General features: G+C 32.8%; 8 protein-coding genes. 6 read left to right on the forward strand and 2 right to left on the reverse strand.

Translation table 11 applies throughout. The features are described from left to right. Positions 1 to 155 precede the first annotated feature (155 nt). Both NHG49_RS09770 and NHG49_RS09775 read right to left on the reverse strand, forming a co-directional pair. Entirely contained in the window at positions 156 to 995 is an 840-nt protein-coding gene (locus NHG49_RS09770; protein ID WP_064476387.1) for a dimethylarginine dimethylaminohydrolase family protein, read from the reverse strand. 216 nt (positions 996 to 1,211) lie between these two features. Then, positions 1,212 to 1,931, reverse strand: a complete 720-nt coding sequence (locus NHG49_RS09775; protein WP_064476386.1) for a 4'-phosphopantetheinyl transferase family protein — start codon at positions 1,929 to 1,931, stop codon at positions 1,212 to 1,214. Positions 1,932 to 2,254: 323 nt separating this feature from the next. Here NHG49_RS09775 and NHG49_RS09780 point away from each other — a divergent pair, with 323 nt between their 5' ends. The 6 genes from NHG49_RS09780 (at position 2,255) to NHG49_RS09805 (ending at position 19,911) form a co-directional block, all read left to right on the forward strand. Then, a complete protein-coding gene (locus NHG49_RS09780; RefSeq protein ID WP_064476385.1) occupies positions 2,255 to 3,286 on the forward strand; it encodes a serine hydrolase domain-containing protein in 1,032 nt (343 codons plus the stop codon). Between the two features lie 220 nt (positions 3,287 to 3,506). Further along, positions 3,507 to 4,517: a fatty acid desaturase family protein gene (locus NHG49_RS09785; protein WP_002189230.1), complete on the forward strand. Its 1,011-nt coding sequence runs from the start codon at positions 3,507 to 3,509 to the stop codon at positions 4,515 to 4,517. Positions 4,518 to 4,711: 194 nt separating this feature from the next. Further along, positions 4,712 to 5,431 carry a thioesterase II family protein gene (locus tag NHG49_RS09790; protein ID WP_064476384.1) on the forward strand — a complete coding sequence of 240 codons (720 nt, stop codon included), beginning with the start codon at positions 4,712 to 4,714 and terminating at the stop codon, positions 5,429 to 5,431. Continuing rightward, the gene (locus tag NHG49_RS09795; RefSeq protein ID WP_088048521.1) at positions 5,421 to 11,189 is read left to right on the forward strand and encodes a non-ribosomal peptide synthetase; all 5,769 of its coding nucleotides are present in this window, start codon (positions 5,421 to 5,423) and stop codon (positions 11,187 to 11,189) included. Before NHG49_RS09790 ends, NHG49_RS09795 begins: the two co-directional genes overlap by 11 nt. Then, on the forward strand, positions 11,182 to 15,408 hold the full coding sequence (locus NHG49_RS09800; protein WP_064476382.1) for a type I polyketide synthase: 4,227 nt from the start codon (positions 11,182 to 11,184) through the stop codon (positions 15,406 to 15,408). The genes NHG49_RS09795 and NHG49_RS09800 overlap by 8 nt, the downstream gene beginning before the upstream one ends. A gap of 18 nt (positions 15,409 to 15,426) precedes the next feature. Further along, a complete protein-coding gene (locus NHG49_RS09805) occupies positions 15,427 to 19,911 on the forward strand; it encodes a non-ribosomal peptide synthetase (protein WP_081257370.1) in 4,485 nt (1,494 codons plus the stop codon). Positions 19,912 to 19,928: the final 17 nt, after the last annotated feature.

Consider the following 19,928-nt stretch of genomic DNA (forward strand, 5'->3'; position numbering starts at 1 on the left):
GCATTTAATCCTATAACCCTTATATATAGAATACATCATCATGGCAGTTTATATTATAGGTAGTTGTATGATAAATGTAGGATTCATATTAGTAGAGAAAGCCAGTAACTGTAGACTACGCTTTAAATGAGAGCATTTAAAGCGTAGTTTTTTAATCATTCTCTTTGCAGAGGAAGAGTGCAGCAGCGAAAAGATCCACCAGATTTTATAATCTCTCCAAAGTCAATTTCAATAACCTCATAACCTCTACGTCTCAGTTCGTTATTTGTTTTAGTATTACTGGGTAAACTAATAATCTTTTCATTGCCTAAAGATAATACATTGGTTGCTAAAGTAAATTGCTCTTTTTTAGATACCTCTATTAAATTATAACGATCTGATAACATGTTTAGTGTACTATTACTAAATGCATGTGGATATATTAAAGCTTCTTCCTGTGAAATGATATTAAAAACACAATCTAAATGTAAAAAATCTTTGGAAAAAGGAACGGGAATTATTTCATAGTGTGTGAGCAACTGTTGAAGTTTTATTACAGAGTTAAATAACGTTCGATTGCTTACGCCAATATATACAATATCTTGATCGATAATGACGTCGCCGCCTTCTATATGACTATTAATACAATCTATATAAGTAATATCTTTTTCTAATAATATTTTCTTGAAAATTTGCTCTTCTCCTTTACGAACTTCATTTTTCATGTTAGAAATGAAAACAGTTTCCCCTACAGTAAAACCGATATCTCTCGTGAAAACTTGTTCGGGAAAGCGTACTTCAGGAGGTAGCATTAAAGTGTGTATTCTATTTTCTTTAAGTATATCAATAAATTTTGAGTATTGTTCTCTCGCTAGATTTACATTAAAGCCTAAATTGATAAAATATTTTTGGGTCTTGTTTATACCGCTAGAAATATTCATATATAATGGTTCGCATAGTACAACTTTTTTTAACGTACTATATTCACTTGAGCAATATGACTTTAAAATACTCATTCTAATAATCCTCCAATATAGGTGATTTTTAAATTGTTATACGATGATTGAAGCTTAAAATATTTTTGGATACAGAAGATAAAACGTAATAAAATATGAACTTAAAAAAGATTGAGCTTATAATAATTTAAGTGATTATTATAAGTTATAGTTTTCTGTATTTTCAGTTTTTTATAACGCCGGGTGTATCATTGTTCTAGAAAAAACGTAAAATAATTATAGGAACTCAGAATAATCTAGTATCTTTATAGATGAATTGTTTATCTGTTCCCAATCTGTATAACAAACCGCGATAGTGTAATTTTGCTCTAACCGATTTAGGTAGAAATAAAATTGACTAAAAGTGGAATTAGTGTTCCGTAATGTTATTTTATTTTGGGACCAATCGTCCATATTGAAGCCGAAACTATCTAATGGATATAGAAGTCCTTTTCCGATCGCTTTAACAAATGATTCTTTTAAAGTCCAAATATCAAAGAAAAACGATAACTGTCTATCGTGAGGAATATGCTGAAAATAGTCAAGTTCTTCTTGAGTAAAGCATAGTTCGGTTATGGAAAAATCTATAGGTTGAATTTTTTCAATGTCTACACCAATTCTTCCATTTGAAGTAAGTCCACATATAATCCATTCTTCAGAATGAGATAAATTAAAATCCCCCTTCCAACCATGATATTTATTTAAAAAAGGGCGGCCTGCTCGATCTCTGTTTATAGAGATAGCATCTGCAGGTATGAGTAAAATTTTTTCTAAACATTTTCTGATGCATAGATGAGCTAATAATGTTCTTTGTTGATCTTCTAATTTATGAAATCTTAAAATTCTTTCCCTTTCATTTTTAGGTAATTTTGTGAGTTTCAGCTCTATGTCTTTGTAGGGTAGTAAAATTCCTAATTTAACTGCAATAATTTCTAAGTAACTATCAATTTTTTTCATAATGACCTCACTAACAATATAAATAATAGTCTCAAGAGAATTTAAATGTATAATTAATTTTATTATTTATCAACTACCATTACATTATAGAGAGTGATATAAGATTTATTGAGAAATCATGTGAATTATATTAAGTGTTATTGTATAGCTATTTTGAAGAAATGAACAAACTTATGTTTTATTTTTTTTGAAGTCAATTCAATTATTAAAAAAGTTTCTCAAGTTTTGTTATGTATTTTAGATTGCTTTGAAAATTAAATGAAGTTACAATTAATCCTGTTTAATAGTTGGAAAAATCAGAAAAATAAAAGGGGATTGGGTAAGTGATAATTTCTGGAGAAATAAAAGAATTTATAAAGAATTATGATGATAAATTACCATTCTCAGGTGCGATTTTAATTCAAAATAAAAAAAAGATCTTTGAAGATGGATTTGGATATGCGAATAGAAGTGAACAAATTTTTAATACATCACGTACTCGGTTTGGTATGGCTTCTGGGTGTAAAATTTTCACTGCAGTGGCAATATGTCAATTAGTTGAAAAGGGTGTTTTAACTTTTGATACCTGTTTGAAAGAGTGTTTAGAAGACCCATTCCCACATTTTTATGAAGGTATTACAATTCATCATTTATTAACTCATACTTCGGGCATACCAGATTATTTTGATGAAGAAGAAATGGATGATTTTGAAGATTTATGGAAGGATACCCCAATGTATTCTATTAAATCTCCTGCAGATTTTCTGCCTATGTTTCAAAATTATCATATGAAGTTTAATCCTGGAAGTAAATTTTCTTATAGTAATGCAGGTTATATTTTACTTGGTTTGATTGTAGAAAAATTGACAGGGATGAAGTTTGCAGAATATGTAAAAGAGCATATATTTCAAGTTTGCGGCATGTCAGATTCAGGATATTTCCGGATGGATCAACTGCCGGAAAGAACTGCACTTGGATATATAGATAATAAAGATGATAACACTTGGAGAACTAATATCTATTCGGTCCCTATAGTTGGTGGGCCAGATGGAGGGGCTTTTACAACAGTTTTAGATTTAGGAGAATTTTGGAATGGATTATTTAATGGGAAACTCTTAAATAAAGAGTACACTAATCAGTTGTTAACTCCTTATGTGAAAAATAATAGTTTACATTATGGATATGGTGTTTGGATTTCAATGGAAAATGATGAGATTCTCAAATATTTTGTATTTGGATTTGATCCAGGTGTGAGGGTTCATTCATCTGTAAATGCAAAGTCTAAGATGCAACTCCATATTATGTCTAATGTAGAACAAAATGTAGTTCCTATTAAAAATGGGATTGATAAATTAATTTCTGGAAAAAAGATTTAGTTTTTGAGATTCATGGATGTTTTTTGATACCTACAAAATAAAAAAGGATATGAATATTTAACTAAGAGTTAATCTGCTTATAAAAACTGTTGGATTGTTCGCTTTAAAGGATTAATTAGAGTATAAATTTTGAGAGCCTAAGGGTGTTTGTTAAGGATTTAAATGAAGGATTCCTGATATAAATCAACAGCATTAATTTCTATATAAAGGAGTTAATAATATGATTAGAGGAACTACCGATTTAGGGGAAAGTCAAAAGAAAGAGTTAGAGAAGCATCGTTTTTCGAAAGAAATCAACTTGGAAATTCGCGAATTACAAAAAACCAACAATTGGTATAATTTTTTTGCTATAGGGTTGGATTGGGGTATTGTGTCCTTAGTAATTGCATTGAATTATTTTATCCCTACTATGTGGATGTATTTAATTAGTATTGTTATCATTGGTAGCCGTATGCGTGGCCTTGATATTATGATGCATGAGTCAAGTCATCGTATGCTTTTTAAAAATCGTAAATTAAATAAGTGGGTTGCATGTTTCTTTGCTGCTTATCCGATAATGATTTCTTATAAAGCATATTGTAAGAGTCACATGAATCACCACAGGTATTTATGGAGTGAGATAGACCCTGATAAGCAAAGGTATCAAATTGTTGGGTTAGATAAACCGACTAAAAATAAAATGAAATTTTTTATTCAGCATTGCTTAAAGCCTTTGTTCTTAGTACATGTGCCGAATTATTTGATTGGAATGATCAAAGTAACAGCATATGCAAAAGAGGAACCTAGATTTGATCAAATAATCAGGACTCTATATTGGGGCGCTATCATTATTTGTTCAATTGTTTTCGGTTTCTGGCAAGAGTTGATTTTATTTTGGGTAGTTCCGTTTTTAACAACTTTTCAAATGTTAAAATATTGGGCTGAAATGGCCGAACATGCAGGACTAGAATCGGAAAATGAGATATTTGCATCAAGAAATTCTTTTGGGAATTGGTTTGAGCGCTTTCTCATTCATCCTCATAGAAACTCATACCATTTGGTACATCACTTGTTCCCTGCTGTTCCACACTTTAACATAAAGAAAGCTCATCTTATTTTAATGAAAGATGAAGAATATCAAAAAGCGCATCATTGTACAGGGTTCTTTTTTTCCACTGCACCAGGATTCTCCTCTGTAATAGATGATATACAAGGACGGATACCATTTTGGAATAAAGTGAAAGGGAAATAGATCATTATACGTGTTGTGCTACATAGGCTGTATGGAAATTTAATGGTTTACCAAAGATAATTCCTGATTGCACCCTAAAATATAAATGGGAGCTAGATTAATAAAAAAATTGGGAGATGTTAGGTGGCTAATTAAGTTCTATAGAGCCTTTTAAAATTTAGTAAATAATTTTGATTCATAGGAAAGGAGAGTATATGAATAACACGATGCTTTTTTGTTTTCCTTATGCTGGTGGATCCGGTTCGATATATAGTAAGTGGAAAAATTACTTACATCCTAGTATTGAATTGAAACCAATTCAATACGCAGGAAGAGGTAAAAGATTTCAAGAAGATTGTTATGATGATATGAATCACGCGGTTAACGATATATTTGAATATGTATATAGAGTTGTAGGTAATTGCGATTACGCGTTTTTTGGTCACAGTATGGGAGGGCTTATCGCTTATGAACTTTGTAAGGAAATAGAAAGTAGAAATCTTAATGCTCCTGTGCATATTTTTCTATCAGGTGTAAAACCGCCTAATTTTATTAGAGAACAAAAAGTGTCTAACTTACCAGAAAAAGAATTTAAAGATGTGATATTAAATTTAAATGGTACTCCAAAAGAAGTTCTTAATAATCAACAGTTAATGGATATGTTTATACCAATTTTAAGATCTGACTTTAAAGTGATAGAAGAATATAAATTCAGTAATGAATTGTACAAGTTAAATACGTGTATTACTGCAATGTACGGTAAGATGGACGATGTTACTGAGGAATACATGGAAAAATGGTGTGAGTTTACTTCGAGAGATACTGTTGTTTATGGCTACCCAGGAGATCACTTTTTTATTAATGAAAATTACATTGATATTATAAATCTTATTAATTCAACATTGGTTGGGAGAGGAGATTATTATGAGCAATGATGTTTATAATACAGATTTGTTAACTAAAGAGGAGAAATTTTGGTTGGATCAACTATCAACGGATTTAGAAATGAGTAGTTTTTTAAATTTTAATAAAAAAATTGGTGTGAAAAATCAGGGAGAAAAAGTATTTACATATAGATTGTCAGAAAACATATCACATAAAATTAGTGAAATAAGTAATCATTCTGAATATGGAATATTTATCATTTTGATTGCTAGTGTGAAATATTTACTCTCAATATACACGGATAGTAAAGATGTTTCTATTGGAACGCCAGTAATTCAATCAAAATCTGGCACAGCATATTATGATCATCTTTTGATTATAAGAAGTAATATCCATAGTAATATGACATTTAAGGAGCTTCTATTAAAAGTACAACAAAACATTTCAGAGGCAAATAAAAATCAGAAAGTATCGCATAAGCGATTAGCAAAACTTTTAGGAGATGAGAATGCAAATTCTAATAAACTGAATCCTCGTACAGTCATACAGTTTGAAAATATTCAACATAATATTTCTAATCATTATACAAATGCAGATACCGTCTTTAATTTTAAATGGCATGGAGATAAAATAGAGTGTTGTGTCACTTGTAAAGAAAGTGTAGAAGACTTGATTGGAAGAGTTATAGATCAACTGACTCATTTGTTAAAAGTGGTAGTAGCTAATCCTAGTATAAGGCTCTCTGAAATCGACATTTTATCCAATGAGAGAAATCGTATTCTAAATGAGTTTAACAACACAACATCAAGTTTTCCTAAGGATAAATCTGTTGTTGATTTGTTTGAATTTCAAGTAGCTAAAAGTCCACATAAGCTAGCAGTCTTTTATCAAAATCAAAATTTAACTTACGAGGAATTAAATAGAAAAGCAAATCATATAGCACATAAATTAGTTGAATTAGGAGCTAAAAAAGATTCTGTAATAGGAATTATGTTGGATAGATCGCTTGAACTTCCAATTGGTATATTAGGTGTTTTAAAGGCAGGAGCTGCATATTTACCCATTGATCCAAACTATCCAAATGAACGAATTAATTATCTCCTAAGTAATTCTAATGTAGATATCATATTGAAGTACAGCAATAATGAATTTAATTTTATAAATGAAAACACTAGATTTATTGATATAGATACAACTTTAAGAGACGGTACACCTATAGAAATGAGTGGGAATTTAGAATTGAAAATCCCATTAGAGAGCTTAATGTATGTTCTTTATACATCTGGAAGCACTGGTGAACCTAAAGGAGTTATGGTGAAAAGAAATTCATTTATGAATTTGCTCAATTGGTATACCAATGAATTTGATATGAATCCAACCGATAATGTATTATTAATTGCCCCAATTAGTTTCGATACAGCACATAAAAATTTATTTGCTCCATTGATAAAAGGCGGGCGATTGCACCTTTTTGAGTCAGGTATGTATGATTACAATAAAATGTCTGATTATATAAATGTTCATGAAATTACGAGCGTTAATTGTACCCCAAGTGGTTTTTATCCATTGGTTGAGTATAATGAGAGAACTAATTTTAGTAGGTTAATCACGTTGAAGCGTATTTTTTTAGGTGGTGAATCGATAAATTGTAAAAAACTCAAACCTTTAGTTAAATCAATAAATTTCAAGGGCGAAATTATAAATACGTATGGTCCCACGGAATGCACGGATTTAGCCACTTTCTATAGAATTAGTAATCAAGAGATAGAACAATTGAAGGTGATTCCAATCGGAAAGCCTCTTAATAATGTCGAAATATACATTGTGGATCAAGAAATGAATCTTGTACCTATTGGTGTAACGGGAGAACTGTGTATTGCTGGGGTTGGATTGGCACGTGGGTATTATAATGCTCCAGATTTAACGAGAGAAAAATTTGTAGAGTTTCCGAAAATTACCGAAAAAAAAGTTTATAAAACAGGCGATATGGCAAGGTGGATGCCTGATGGGAATATTGAATTTATTGGAAGGAAAGATAATCTTACGAAAATAAGGGGGTTTCGGGTAGAAGTTGGGGAGATAGAGACTTGTCTTATGAAGCATCCAGATGTAGATGAAGTTGTTGTTGTTGCAATCGAAGATACTTTCGGTACGAAAGTATTAAGTGCTTATTTTGTTGCCAATGTGCATATAACAAACTCAGAATTAAGAAATTTCCTTATTAAAAGTTTGCCGAATTTCATGGTGCCAACCTACTTCACTCAACTGAAAAAAATGCCACTCAATCAAAACGGGAAAATTGATCGTAAAGCATTGCCAGTGTCCAACTTGGATCCAGTATCAGACTTCGACTATATTGCACCAGAAGGCGAATTGGAAAAAAAGGTTGCACATATATGGAGAGATGTTCTTAACATTCAAAAGATAGGAGTGTATGATAATTTTTTTGAGTTAGGTGGGCATTCTTTAAATGCTGCTTCAATCATATTGAAAGTTAATCAAGAATTTGACGTGAATATACACTTGAGTGAAATGTTTAAAAAGCCAACTATAAAAGAATTTACAACTCTAATACTGGATGGGGAACAACATAAAAGTTCAATTATATTACCTGTTGAAGTAAGAGAATCCTATCCTGTTTCATCACAGCAAAAAAGGCTATTTATTATGTGGCAACTTAATCGTGATTCAGTAGCTTATAATTTACCGTCTGGGACAATTATAGAGGGTGATCTCGAATATGATATGTTGGTGAGAGCTTTCCAACATCTTGTTGATCGTCATGAATCTTTACGTACATCGTTTTCATTCATCAATGGACAAGTGGTGCAGTATGTACATCCTACATTAAAGGTTATTGTTGATATCGTGGAAGCATCGGAAGAAGAATTAATGGAGTATGTACATGGGTTTGCTACACCTTTTAATCTGGAACAACCGCCTCTATTTAAAGTTAAAGTTATTAAAATCAGAGAAAATAAGCATTTACTGTTAACTGATGCTCATCATATTGTCTTTGATGGTATATCGATGGACATAATTATGGAGGAATTTTATGATAGTTATTTAAATAAAGACTTACCTCCGGTTAAATTACAATATAGAGACTACGCAGTATGGCAGGGAGAATTTTTTCAGACTGATGATTTTAAGAGCAAAGAAAAGTATTGGCTAAACATATTTAAAGATGAACCTCCATTGTTAGAGTTAAATACAGATTATCCACGACACCCGGTGCAACTTTATGATAGTGATTATGTACCAATTATGGCGGGATACGATTTGACAAAGCGTTTGAAAAGGATAGCGAAGGAGAATGGGACAACCCTATATACGGTGCTACTTGCTGCTTTAAATGTATTATTTTTAAAATATACGGGTCAAGAAGATATTACGATTGGTACCCTTACAGCTGGCCGATCTCGTCCAGGTTTGGAACGGATTATTGGTATGTTTGTGAATACGGTAGTAATAAGAAATTTCCCATGTCGCAAAAAGACATTTCTGAATTTTCTGAACGAAGTGAAGGATAATACAATAAAAGCTATCGATCATGAAGAATATCCATTTGAATTGTTAGTAAATGAAGTTGATGTTTATCGAAATACAGGGAGAAATCCAATATTTGATATTATGTTTTCTTTGGATAATGATGAGTATTTCTTTAAGGATACAGGGGGGATCACTTTACGTAAATTCCCATTTGAAAGTAGTATGACTCAATTTGATATGTTCATTCATGTATTGGAAATTAATGAAGATATGCATTTTAAGTGGAAGTATCGTAAGGATATATTTAAGAAGGATACAGTACAAAGATTAGCAGAACATTTTATTTATCTACTTGATGAGATTACCAAAAAGATGGATATACCATTACAAGATATCCAGATGATGTCTGAAGCAGAGATGAAAACCGTTCTTTATAAATTTAATAATACGACGGATGAATATTCGTATCAAATGACGGTGCATGAGATATTTGAGCAGAAAGCGAAAGAAAATCCATCAGAAAATGCCATCGTATATAAAGAGATGACACTAACGTACTCTGAGCTGGATGCAAGGGCAAATCAACTGGCCCGCACTTTAAGAAAAAAGGGAGTGCAAAGAAATAGCGTTGTTGGACTTATTGTAGAGCCTTCCTTAGAAATGGTCATAGGAGTTCTCGGTGTGCTAAAAGCAGGAGGTGCATTTTTGCCGATTGATCCCGCTCTTCCAATAAATAGGATAAAATATTTTTTGGGAGACAGTGATTGTCAGTTGGTTCTGGCCCGAAATAATATGAAGGAACGCTTTACTTTTGAACAGGAAATAATTAGGTTGGATGATGAATTAAACTGTAAAAAAGATGGTTGTCATCTTGAAAGCATAAACCAGCCCGACGATTTGGCATATGTAATTTATACCTCTGGAACAACCGGTAACCCTAAAGGGGTTATGGTCGAACACAAAAATATTGTGAATCAGTTGAAAGGACTCATTCAAAAATTAAAATTTAATCAAGAAATGAATCATTTATTACTGGCGAAAATCACATTCGATGTTTCTGTTCAACAAATTCTTCTCCCGATTCTCTCTGGGGGGAGGTTATATATTCCTGAGGAAGAGCTAATCGCTGAGCCAAGAAATATGTGGAACTTTATTGAGAGAAACAAAATTAATGTCTTGGGAGCTGTACCTACCCATTTGAAAGTGTTGATAGATAATATTGTCACAAGTCAATCTCTTAACTATGTTCTTGTAGCCGGTGAGGTCTTTACAAAGAGTCTTTATAATCAATTAAAGAGTACTGTTAATGCAGAGATGATTATTAATCTGTATGGTCCAACCGAGACGACGATTTTTTCAACATACTATATTTGTCATGAAAATGAAGAGAGTTCGAGCATACCAATAGGTAAGCCTCTAAGTAACTATAGGGCATATATTTTAAATCAAGATTATTATCCTGTACCTATTGGTGTGACTGGGGAGTTATATATCGCTGGAGCAGGTGTAGGAAGGGGATATATCAATAAGTCAGATTTGACAGATGAAAAATTTATGCCTGATCCATTTATTCCAGGTGAGAAAATGTATAAAACGGGAGACCTTACAAGGTGGCTCTCTAATGGGGACATCGAGTATATTGGAAGGGTTGACCATCAGGTAAAGGTTAAGGGAGTCCGAGTAGAGCCAGATGAAATAAAAACCCATATTTTAAATCATAAATCTATTGAGAATGCAATTGTTGTTGCAAAACAAAATCAAAGTAATGAAAGCTATTTGTGTGCGTATCTAATTGCAAACCAAGAGGTTACCAGTACAGAATTAAGGAATTATTTGAGGAATAAGTTACCTGAATATATGATTCCTTCACATTTTGTGCAATTAGAGAGTATGCCTTTAACGAATAACGACAAAGTCGACGTAAGGGCCTTGCAAGAAAGGGATGATGAGAATTATATATCGTTAGGTACTACTTATATAGCACCTGGAACGAATCTAGAAAAAATGATAGCGGAGATCTGGAAACAGGTACTTGGGGTAAATCAGGTCGGTATTTATGATCATTTCTTCGAACTTGGTGGGAATTCACTGAATATTATTCAAGTAAATGAACGGTTGAAAAATGATTTGAACATTGACATAACTGTGATGATGCTATTTAGATTTCCTACAATTTATTCTCTATCCCAGCAATTAAAGATGACCGCTGAGAGCAGGGGACAGGAAGAAGTGAACTCAAATAGAGTTCAGGTAATAAAGGAATCAAAAAATAGGTTGAAACAGAGACGTCAAAGAAAGAGGGATTCGAATGAATGATAGTGCACAAGAACCGATAAGAAATGGTATAGAGATTGCTATTATTGGAATGTCTTGCAGATTTCCTGGTGGAGATACTATAAATGAATTCTGGGAAAATTTGAAGAATGGTGTAGAATCGGTAACTTTCTTCACAGATAAGGAGTTACAGACAGGAGGAATTGATCTAGAAACGATCCAGAGTTCCAATTATATAAAGGCTGGTGGGGCTATTACAGGAACAGAATGGTTCGACAATAAATTATTTAATTACTCACCTAGGGAATTAGAGGTAATGGATCCACAGCTGAAAATTTTGCACGAGTGTGCTTGGGAGGCATTAGAGAGTAGTGCTTACTTTCCGGATACCTTTAATGGTTTAATTGGTACTTATATTGGAGCAGCAACAAACTTATATTGGTTAGAAACGGTATATCATGGAGCGAAAGATTTTATAAAAGAAGCGGAATTTTTAAATGGTTCTCAATTTTTCGGCACCAGATTATCACATAAATTAAATTTGAGAGGTCCTAGTTATACAGTTCAAACTGCATGTTCATCTTCGTTGGTTGCTGTGCACTTGGCATGTCAAGCGCTATTAAGTGGAGATTGTGACATTGCTTTGGCTGGAGGAGTTTCACTTACATTACCTGAGAAAAGAGGATATTTATACAAGGAGGGTATGATTCTTTCACCAGATGGGCACTGTAGACCTTTTGATGCTAATGCTAGAGGAACGGTCAATGGAAATGGAGCGGGAATTGTTGTTTTGAAGCGTATGGAGGATGCGATTGCCGATGGAGATTTCATCCATGCTGTTGTGAAAGGATCCGCAATAAATAATGATGGCGCTGATAAGGTTAGTTTTAATGCGCCAAGTGTAGAGGGACAAGCTGCTGTTATTAGAGCAGCCCATCACATGGCCGAGGTAGAATCTGAAAGTATATCATATGTAGAGGCTCATGGTACGGGAACAATGCTAGGTGACCCGATTGAGGTTGAAGCTTTGAAGTTGGCATTTAATACAGAGAAGAATAATTTTTGTGGTATTGGATCGGTTAAAGGGAATATTGGACATCTTGATAACGCTGCAGGTATAGCAGGTTTGATAAAAACTGTAGTTGCTTTGGAGCATCGCATGATTCCACCAAGCATTAATTACGAGAAAGCAAATGAAAAAATTAATTTTGGTAATAGTCCATTTTATGTACAGGATACATTGGCGGGATGGAAGAACCGAGAGTTTCCTTTAAGAGCGGGAGTAAGTTCATTTGGTATGGGGGGAACAAATGCCCATGTTGTACTTGAGGAACCTCCCCAAAGAGAAGCTTCGGAGCGGAGCAGGAGATATCAATTGCTTTCTTTTTCTGCACAAACGAAAAAATCTCTTGAAGAGCAAACTAAAAGGTTAGCTGAATATTTAACTCACAACAATAATGTGAATTTGGCTGATGTAGCTTATACACTTTTAAATGGAAGGAAAAATTTAAAATATCGAAGAGCATTAGTGGTTTCGGATATAGAGGAAGCGAAGCAAGAATTTTTTAATCAAAATTCTGCTAAGGTTCAAACTAATCTTTGTGATGGCGGTAGTAAGCAAATAATTTTCATGTTCCCCGGGCAGGGTGCGCAATATGTAAATATGGGATTGGATTTATATAAAGAAGAGAAGAGATTTCGAGATGAAGTGAATCTTTGTTGTGAGATTTTAGAAGAGATTAGTGGGGTCGACTGGAAGGAAGTCTTATACCCAAAGGATTTGGACGTTAGAATGAGAGATGATATAAATCAAACCTCTAATACTCAGCCTGCAATATTTATTTTTGAATACTCATTAGCAAAAACACTAATGGAATGGGGCATCTACCCGGACGGCATGATTGGACATAGTATAGGGGAATATGTGGCTGCTTGTTTGGCGGGAGTGTTCTCATTAAAGCAAGCGCTTCAGTTGGTGTATGAGCGGGCGACCTTAATGCAACAATTACCTAAAGGAAGCATGATAAGTGTAATGGCTTCGGAAAATGAAATTTTACCACTAATGAATCAAGATGTATCTATTGCCGCAGTGAATAGTCCAATATCATGCGTAATCTCAGGTTCTGATGAGGCAATCTATACTTTTGAGGGGGAATTGATTAGGGACGGTTTTCAGTTCAAAAAACTTGCAACCTCCCATGCCTTTCATTCATCCATGATGGACTCAATTTTAGATACCTATGGAAAGAAGTTAAAAGAAATTAATTTCCATGACATTAAAATACCATTTATATCCAATTTGACAGGAGAATGGATTACGGAAGAACAAGCAAAAAGTGCAGATTATTGGGTGAATCATCTGCGACATGTAGTGAAATTTTCTGAGGGCGTTAAGCATCTACTATCGGGTACGGAAAATGTTTTTGTAGAAGTTGGACCAGGTAGAACATTAAGCAGTTTTGTTAGACAACATACTCAAGGAAAATCTATATGCCCGATTGTAAATACTGTAAGGCATCCAAAAGAAAAAACTTGTGATGACAAGTACTTGCTTCAAAGTATTGGTAAGTTGCATATTCATGGCGTGAAGATTGAGTGGTCCAAGTATTTTTCGCAAGAAAGAAGATATCGTGTTCCGCTCCCTACGTATCCTTTTGAACGGCAATTCTTTAGCCTGTCTAAAGATATTGAAATGGAAGAGAGTTCCCCTTTATCGCAAAGCGACTATGTAGAAGAGCTAAAGAGGAATATTGTTCCGAAAGATGATAAACAGCGGAAAATTATAGAATCATATAAGAGAGTTACGGGAGTAAAACAAGTTAGTATCCATGATGATTTCTTTGAATTAGGAGGTAGCTCACTAACGGCTATCAATGTTGTTTCGAGCTTGCAGAAGGATTTTGATATTTCTATTAATCATTTATTTGAATACCCTAGAGTTTCTGATCTAGCGCAACATATGACATATAAAAAGGAGAAGACTATTCCAGATGCATTAGCAACTTATCTGATTGCTAGAGGAGAAAGGCATCGGTTGATGGAGGAGAAGGTAAGAGGAGACATAGCGATAAGAAGTTTATATGATGATAGAAACAAAAAGTATTACGAAATCAACCTTTCTTGCCAAGTCAGTTATAAAGAAGTTCTATTGACAGGAAGCACGGGATATTTGGGTGTTTACTTATTACATGATTTATTAACTGAATTAGATTGCAATGTACATTTAATTGTAAGAAGTGACAATTGTATACAAGCAGAAAATCGCATTAAAGAAAAAGTTTGCTCTTATTTTGGAACATCTTTTTATGATAAGTATAAGAAAAGAATTTTTGTATATAGTGGCGATCTGACAAAAAAATATATGGGCTTAGATCTGCCGAACTATCAATATTTGAGTGAAACAATCCAATGTATTATACATTCAGCAGGCAGTGTTAGTCATTATGGGAAATATGAAAAATCCTATGAAGCAAACGTTCTAGCCACGAGAAATGTAATTGATTTTTCGCTTAAGGGAGTAAAGAAAGATGTGAATCATATTTCTACATTAGCTGTAGCTTCTGGTGTGGTAAAGAATAACGAAGACATATTGTATACGGAGTATGATAATGATTTAGGGCAAATTATTGAAAATCCTTATCCAAAGACAAAGTTAGAAGCTGAAAAGATTGTACTGGAAATGAGGGGTAAGGGAATAAATGTAAATATTTTTCGAGTGGGAAACATTGGTTTTGATTCTAAAACAGGAAGGTTTCAAGAAAACATAGAGCAGAATGCATTATACTCAATGATGAAATCATATATAAGAATTGGATTGGTTCCAGAAATGGAAAGAGATATAGATTTTGCATGTGTGGATGATGTTAGTCAGGCAATTATTAAGTTGTTTAATAAAAAAGAATTAATGAATGAGACTCATCACATTTTCAATCCTAACTATGTAAGCTTATCAGCTCTTTTAACAACGTATGGATTAGACATAGATGTAAAAGAAACTTCAATTGATAAATTTATAGATTATATCTTTGATGAAAAGCAATTTAATCAATATGCATCAGATATATATAATTTACAGCTGCATTGTATAGGAGATGAATTGAAAACATTTAATGATGTCGAACAAACATTGTTCCATATAATGGGGGATAAAACGAATATGCTGTTAAGAAAAACGGGTTTTGTATGGAATAATATTACGGATGAAATGACGAAAAAAATGATTAGATATGGTCAAAAAGTGAATTATTTCGAAAAACATTAAATATAAAGTGGTGATAATTTGAAGTATAGAGAATATTTTTCACTAACTCATCCTCAACAAAGGATTTGGTATATGGAGAAAATTAATCCTCATCAGCCATTGCATAATATTGGGGGAACAGTAAAGATACAAGGAGAAGTGGATTTTGTTTGTCTTGAGAAAGCAATTAATTATTTTATAAAAAAAAATGATGGAATCAGGCATCGATTTGTAGAATCGGATGAGAAGGTTCATCAATATGTGGAGGAATATCATAAATATCAAGTTCGATATACTATTTTTAATAGTCAGAACGATTTAGATGCCTGGGTTCAGCAGGAAGCTGCAAAACCTTTCGATATCAATGAACAAGACTTATTTGATTTTGCTTTGTTCAAGTTACAAGATACTAAAGAAGGGGGATATTTCGTTAAGGTCCATCATATTATTTCTGATGGTTGGTCTATGAATCTTTTAACTGAACAGATTTGTAATGCATACACTCAAATTTTGAAAGGTGAAAAAATAACAGATCAGCTTAATAGTACCTATATGTATTGCCTTGAGAAGGAAGAATCCTATTTAACTTCAAAAAGATTTATGAAGGATAAAAATTTTTGGAATGAGAAGTTTAGTAAGCTCCCAATTGTGAAGCGGAAGAACGAAGTAGATTGTGCAAAGGCAAATAGAAAAACATATTCTTTAACAAGTAATCAATCGGATGAAATTAAACAATTTGCTACTGGCATAAATGTTTCTGTGTACGCATTCTTTGTTGCCCTATATTATATTTACTTAAATAAAGTAAATGGGCAGGATGATTTAATTATTGGAATGCCTGTGCTTAATCGAGCGGGGAAAAATGAAAAAAATATTGTGGGGATGTTAACAAGTACTATGCCATTTCGTCATACTGTTGATAGTAAAATGACAGTCTTAGATTTTATAAAAAGCATTAATCGTGAATTGGTTCGCTGTTATTATCATCAAAAATATCCATATGATGTATTGGTGAAAGATTTGGAATTAAAGAAAAAGGGATACGGTGATTTATTTGATACATGTATTAACTATTACAATACAAAACTTCCTACTGAAATTAATGGTACACCAATAGAAAATGAAGAATTTTACAATAGGAATCAGATTTATTCAATTCAATTGATTATTCGAGAATGGTCTAGATTAGGAGGATTTAATCTAGATATAGATTATAAGGATCATATGTATACAGAAAAGCAAATTGAACAAATGTATCTTGGAATCAGTCATTTACTGAATCAGATGTTGGAGTCGCCTAATAAAAAGTTGATGGAATTAGAAATTTTACCAGAAGATATGTGGGATAAGTTGGTATATGAATTTAATGCAACGAATAGGGAGTATCCAAAGGACAAGACAATCCATCAGCTTTTTGAAGAACAAGTAGAAAGGACACCAGATAGAGTTGCGATTTGCCTGGAAGATAAGGAACTTACGTATCGTGAATTGAATGATAGATCTAATCAATTAGCGAGATATATATTAAAGAAAAATGTAACAAAAGGTACAGTAATAGGAATATCAACTACGCATTCTCTAGAAACAATTATTGGAATTTTAGGAATTTTAAAAGCAGGAGCGGTATATTTACCTATTGATCCACAATATCCATCTGAACGGGTCAATTATATGCTGCAAGATTCAGATATCAATATTCTGTTCACTAATTTTGATATTTCGCATCAATGGGATCTTTCTTTGTATGCGGTTGAGGTTATCCATATAAATGCAGCTCATATTTATATGGGAGATACTTCTAATATTAAAAATAGAAGTGAGCCGACTGACCTTGCTTACATCATATATACATCGGGTTCTACGGGAAACCCTAAAGGTACAATGATTGAACAGAAAGGATTGGTTAATTATATTTCTTGGGCAAATCAAGTATATGTAGGCGCAAGTGAAAATGAAGTTTTCCCATTGTATTCATCTCTTGCTTTTGATCTTACTGTTACAACTATATTTACCCCATTAATTAGTGGTAATCAGATTATTATTTATCCTGCTGATGCAAACGAATATGTATTATATAGGATATTTAAAGAAAAAAAAGCAAGTATTATTAAATTAACTCCATCTCACCTTTCTTTATTGAAAGATTCAGACTTTTTCGGGTGTTCAATTAAAAAAATTATTGTTGGTGGAGAAAATTTAACAGTAGACCTTGCCGCAAACATACAGAAAAAGTTAGGTAGAGAAACAAAAATATATAATGAATATGGGCCCACAGAAACAGTTGTAGGATGTATGATTCATCAATTCGATATTGAAAAAGATAAAGGGGTATCTGTCCCTATTGGTGTACCTGCACAAAATATGAAAATATATGTGTTGGACTCCGATCTTCGCCCAGTACCAATGGGAGTTGTTGGAGAAATTTATATTTCTGGGGAAGGTGTTGCAAGAGGATATTTTAACAATCAGGATTTAACAAGAGAGAGATTTATTGTAAATCCATATTCGGCAAAAGAGCAGATGTATAAATCGGGTGATTTAGCTAGATTTATTGAAGGAGATAAGATTGAGTATTTGGGAAGGAAAGATGATCAAGTAAAAGTTCGTGGGTTCCGCATAGAACTAAAAGAAATCGAAATAAACTTGCAAAAATATCCGAGCATTAAGGAAGTGGTAGTGATTGATCAAGAGGATTATGATGGAAACCGCTATCTTTGTGCCTACTATACTGAGAATGCTAAGGTGAAGACATCCGAACTATTTAGATTCTTAAAAGAGATCTTACCAGTTTATATGATTCCTTCGTATTTTATTGTGTTGAAAGAAATACCGTTGACGTTTAACGGAAAGCTGGATAGAGAGGCCTTGCCGAAACCTGAAGTTAAAATAGAGAAAAAAACTGAAGGTGAGATAGAAAGTGATTTAGTAGGTATTATACGTGAAGTATTAAATGTTGAAAAAGTAAGTATAAGAGACAACTTCTATCACCTAGGCGGGGATTCCATTAAAGCAATTCAAATTTCTTCTAAGATACGTGAGAAAGGAATTAAAATAAAAACAAAGGATATTTTGGCTAATCCAGTTATTGAAGATATGATTTTATATTTAGAAATGACTAGCACAAAAGAGCAGAAGAGTAATCAACAATGTGTTGGTAGTATTGAAACGATACCATCTATCTCATGGTTTTTTTCGCAAGATTTGAACAATATAAACCATTATACACAGTCAGTGTTAGTCAAAGTAAAGGATGACGTTGAGGTTGGCATACTTGAATCGGCATTTAACTTATTAGTTTGTCATCACGACGCTTTTCGCTTGAGTTACCGGATGGAAACGAAGGAATTATTTTATAATCAAAATAATTACAATAAAAAAATAAAAATAGAATCATTTGATTTATCTGAATTATCAAAAACAGAGCAAAGTATTCGTATTGCTAGTATTGGAGAAATATTGAAATCGAGCTTTAATATTGAAAATGAAATTCTTCTTAAAGTTTGTATATTTGATTTAGGTGATTTTGGTAAAAGACTATTGATGACAGCTCATCATTTAGCTGTTGATGGTATATCTTGGCGAATTATTTTTGAAGATATAAATCAATTATATAAACAGATAGAAAATAAGCAGAAAACTTCTTTGCCGCCAAAAGATAATTCGGTACAGGATTGGGCAATTGAGTTAAAGAGAATGAGTAAAAAAATTCCAGAATCAGAAAAGCGATACTGGGAGCATGTATATCAATATGAAGAGAATTCATTTCATGATTTTGATTTAGGATTGGATCGTATGGAATTTTGCGAGAAAATGATTAAGAAGTTAACAGAAGAAGAAACTATGCAGCTGTTACAAAAAGCAAATGAAGCTTATCGAACAAAAGGTAATGAACTAATGATTATAGCGCTATCATTGGTAATGGCTAAGTATATTAAAACAAATGATGTGATTATTGAAATTGAAGGGCATGGGCGTGAAGAATTAAATGATGAAATTGATGTATCGCGAACTATTGGATGGTTTACGAGTCTATTTCCAATTCGGTTACAATTTGAGGATGTAGATATATCACAACAAATTAAACAATTAAAAGAGCAATTGCGTAGCGTTCCAAGTAAAGGTCTAAATTATGGAGTTTTAAAGTATATTTCGAAGGAATTAAGTTCCGAATCTCGAAAATATGTTCGTTTTAACTATTTAGGTGATTTTAATGCTACATTTTCCAATGGAATTTTTGAATTTGCGTATGAAAATTCCGGTCAAGATAACAGCAATAAAAATGAGATGGATTGTTTGCTAGATATCGTTGCGTATACAGTAGATAAAAAGTTGAATTTGTCGATTACGTATAGCAAAAACAAATTTAAACAAGAAACAATATCGCAATTTTTCATGGAGTATATGAATCAATTGAGAGATTTGATTCAACATTGTTGTCAGAGAAAACATGCTGAATTCACCCCATCTGATTTTGAAACGGCAAACCTCTCGAGTGAAGATCTTGAAAATATATTTAATATATGATATTAGAGAGGAGTCAT

It is taken from the genome of Bacillus sp. IBL03825, assembly GCF_024712505.1.
GTDB lineage: Bacteria > Bacillota > Bacilli > Bacillales > Bacillaceae_G > Bacillus_A > Bacillus_A wiedmannii.

Coding starts and splice junctions, on each gene's coding strand:
- NHG49_RS09770 (WP_064476387.1), bottom strand. CDS start 995: ATGAGTATTTTAAAGTCATATTGCTCAAGTGAATATAGTACGTTAAAA.
- NHG49_RS09775 (WP_064476386.1), bottom strand. CDS start 1,931: ATGAAAAAAATTGATAGTTACTTAGAAATTATTGCAGTTAAATTAGGA.
- NHG49_RS09785 (WP_002189230.1), top strand. CDS start 3,507: ATGATTAGAGGAACTACCGATTTAGGGGAAAGTCAAAAGAAAGAGTTA.
- NHG49_RS09790 (WP_064476384.1), top strand. CDS start 4,712: ATGAATAACACGATGCTTTTTTGTTTTCCTTATGCTGGTGGATCCGGT.
- NHG49_RS09795 (WP_088048521.1), top strand. CDS start 5,421: ATGAGCAATGATGTTTATAATACAGATTTGTTAACTAAAGAGGAGAAA.
- NHG49_RS09800 (WP_064476382.1), top strand. CDS start 11,182: ATGAATGATAGTGCACAAGAACCGATAAGAAATGGTATAGAGATTGCT.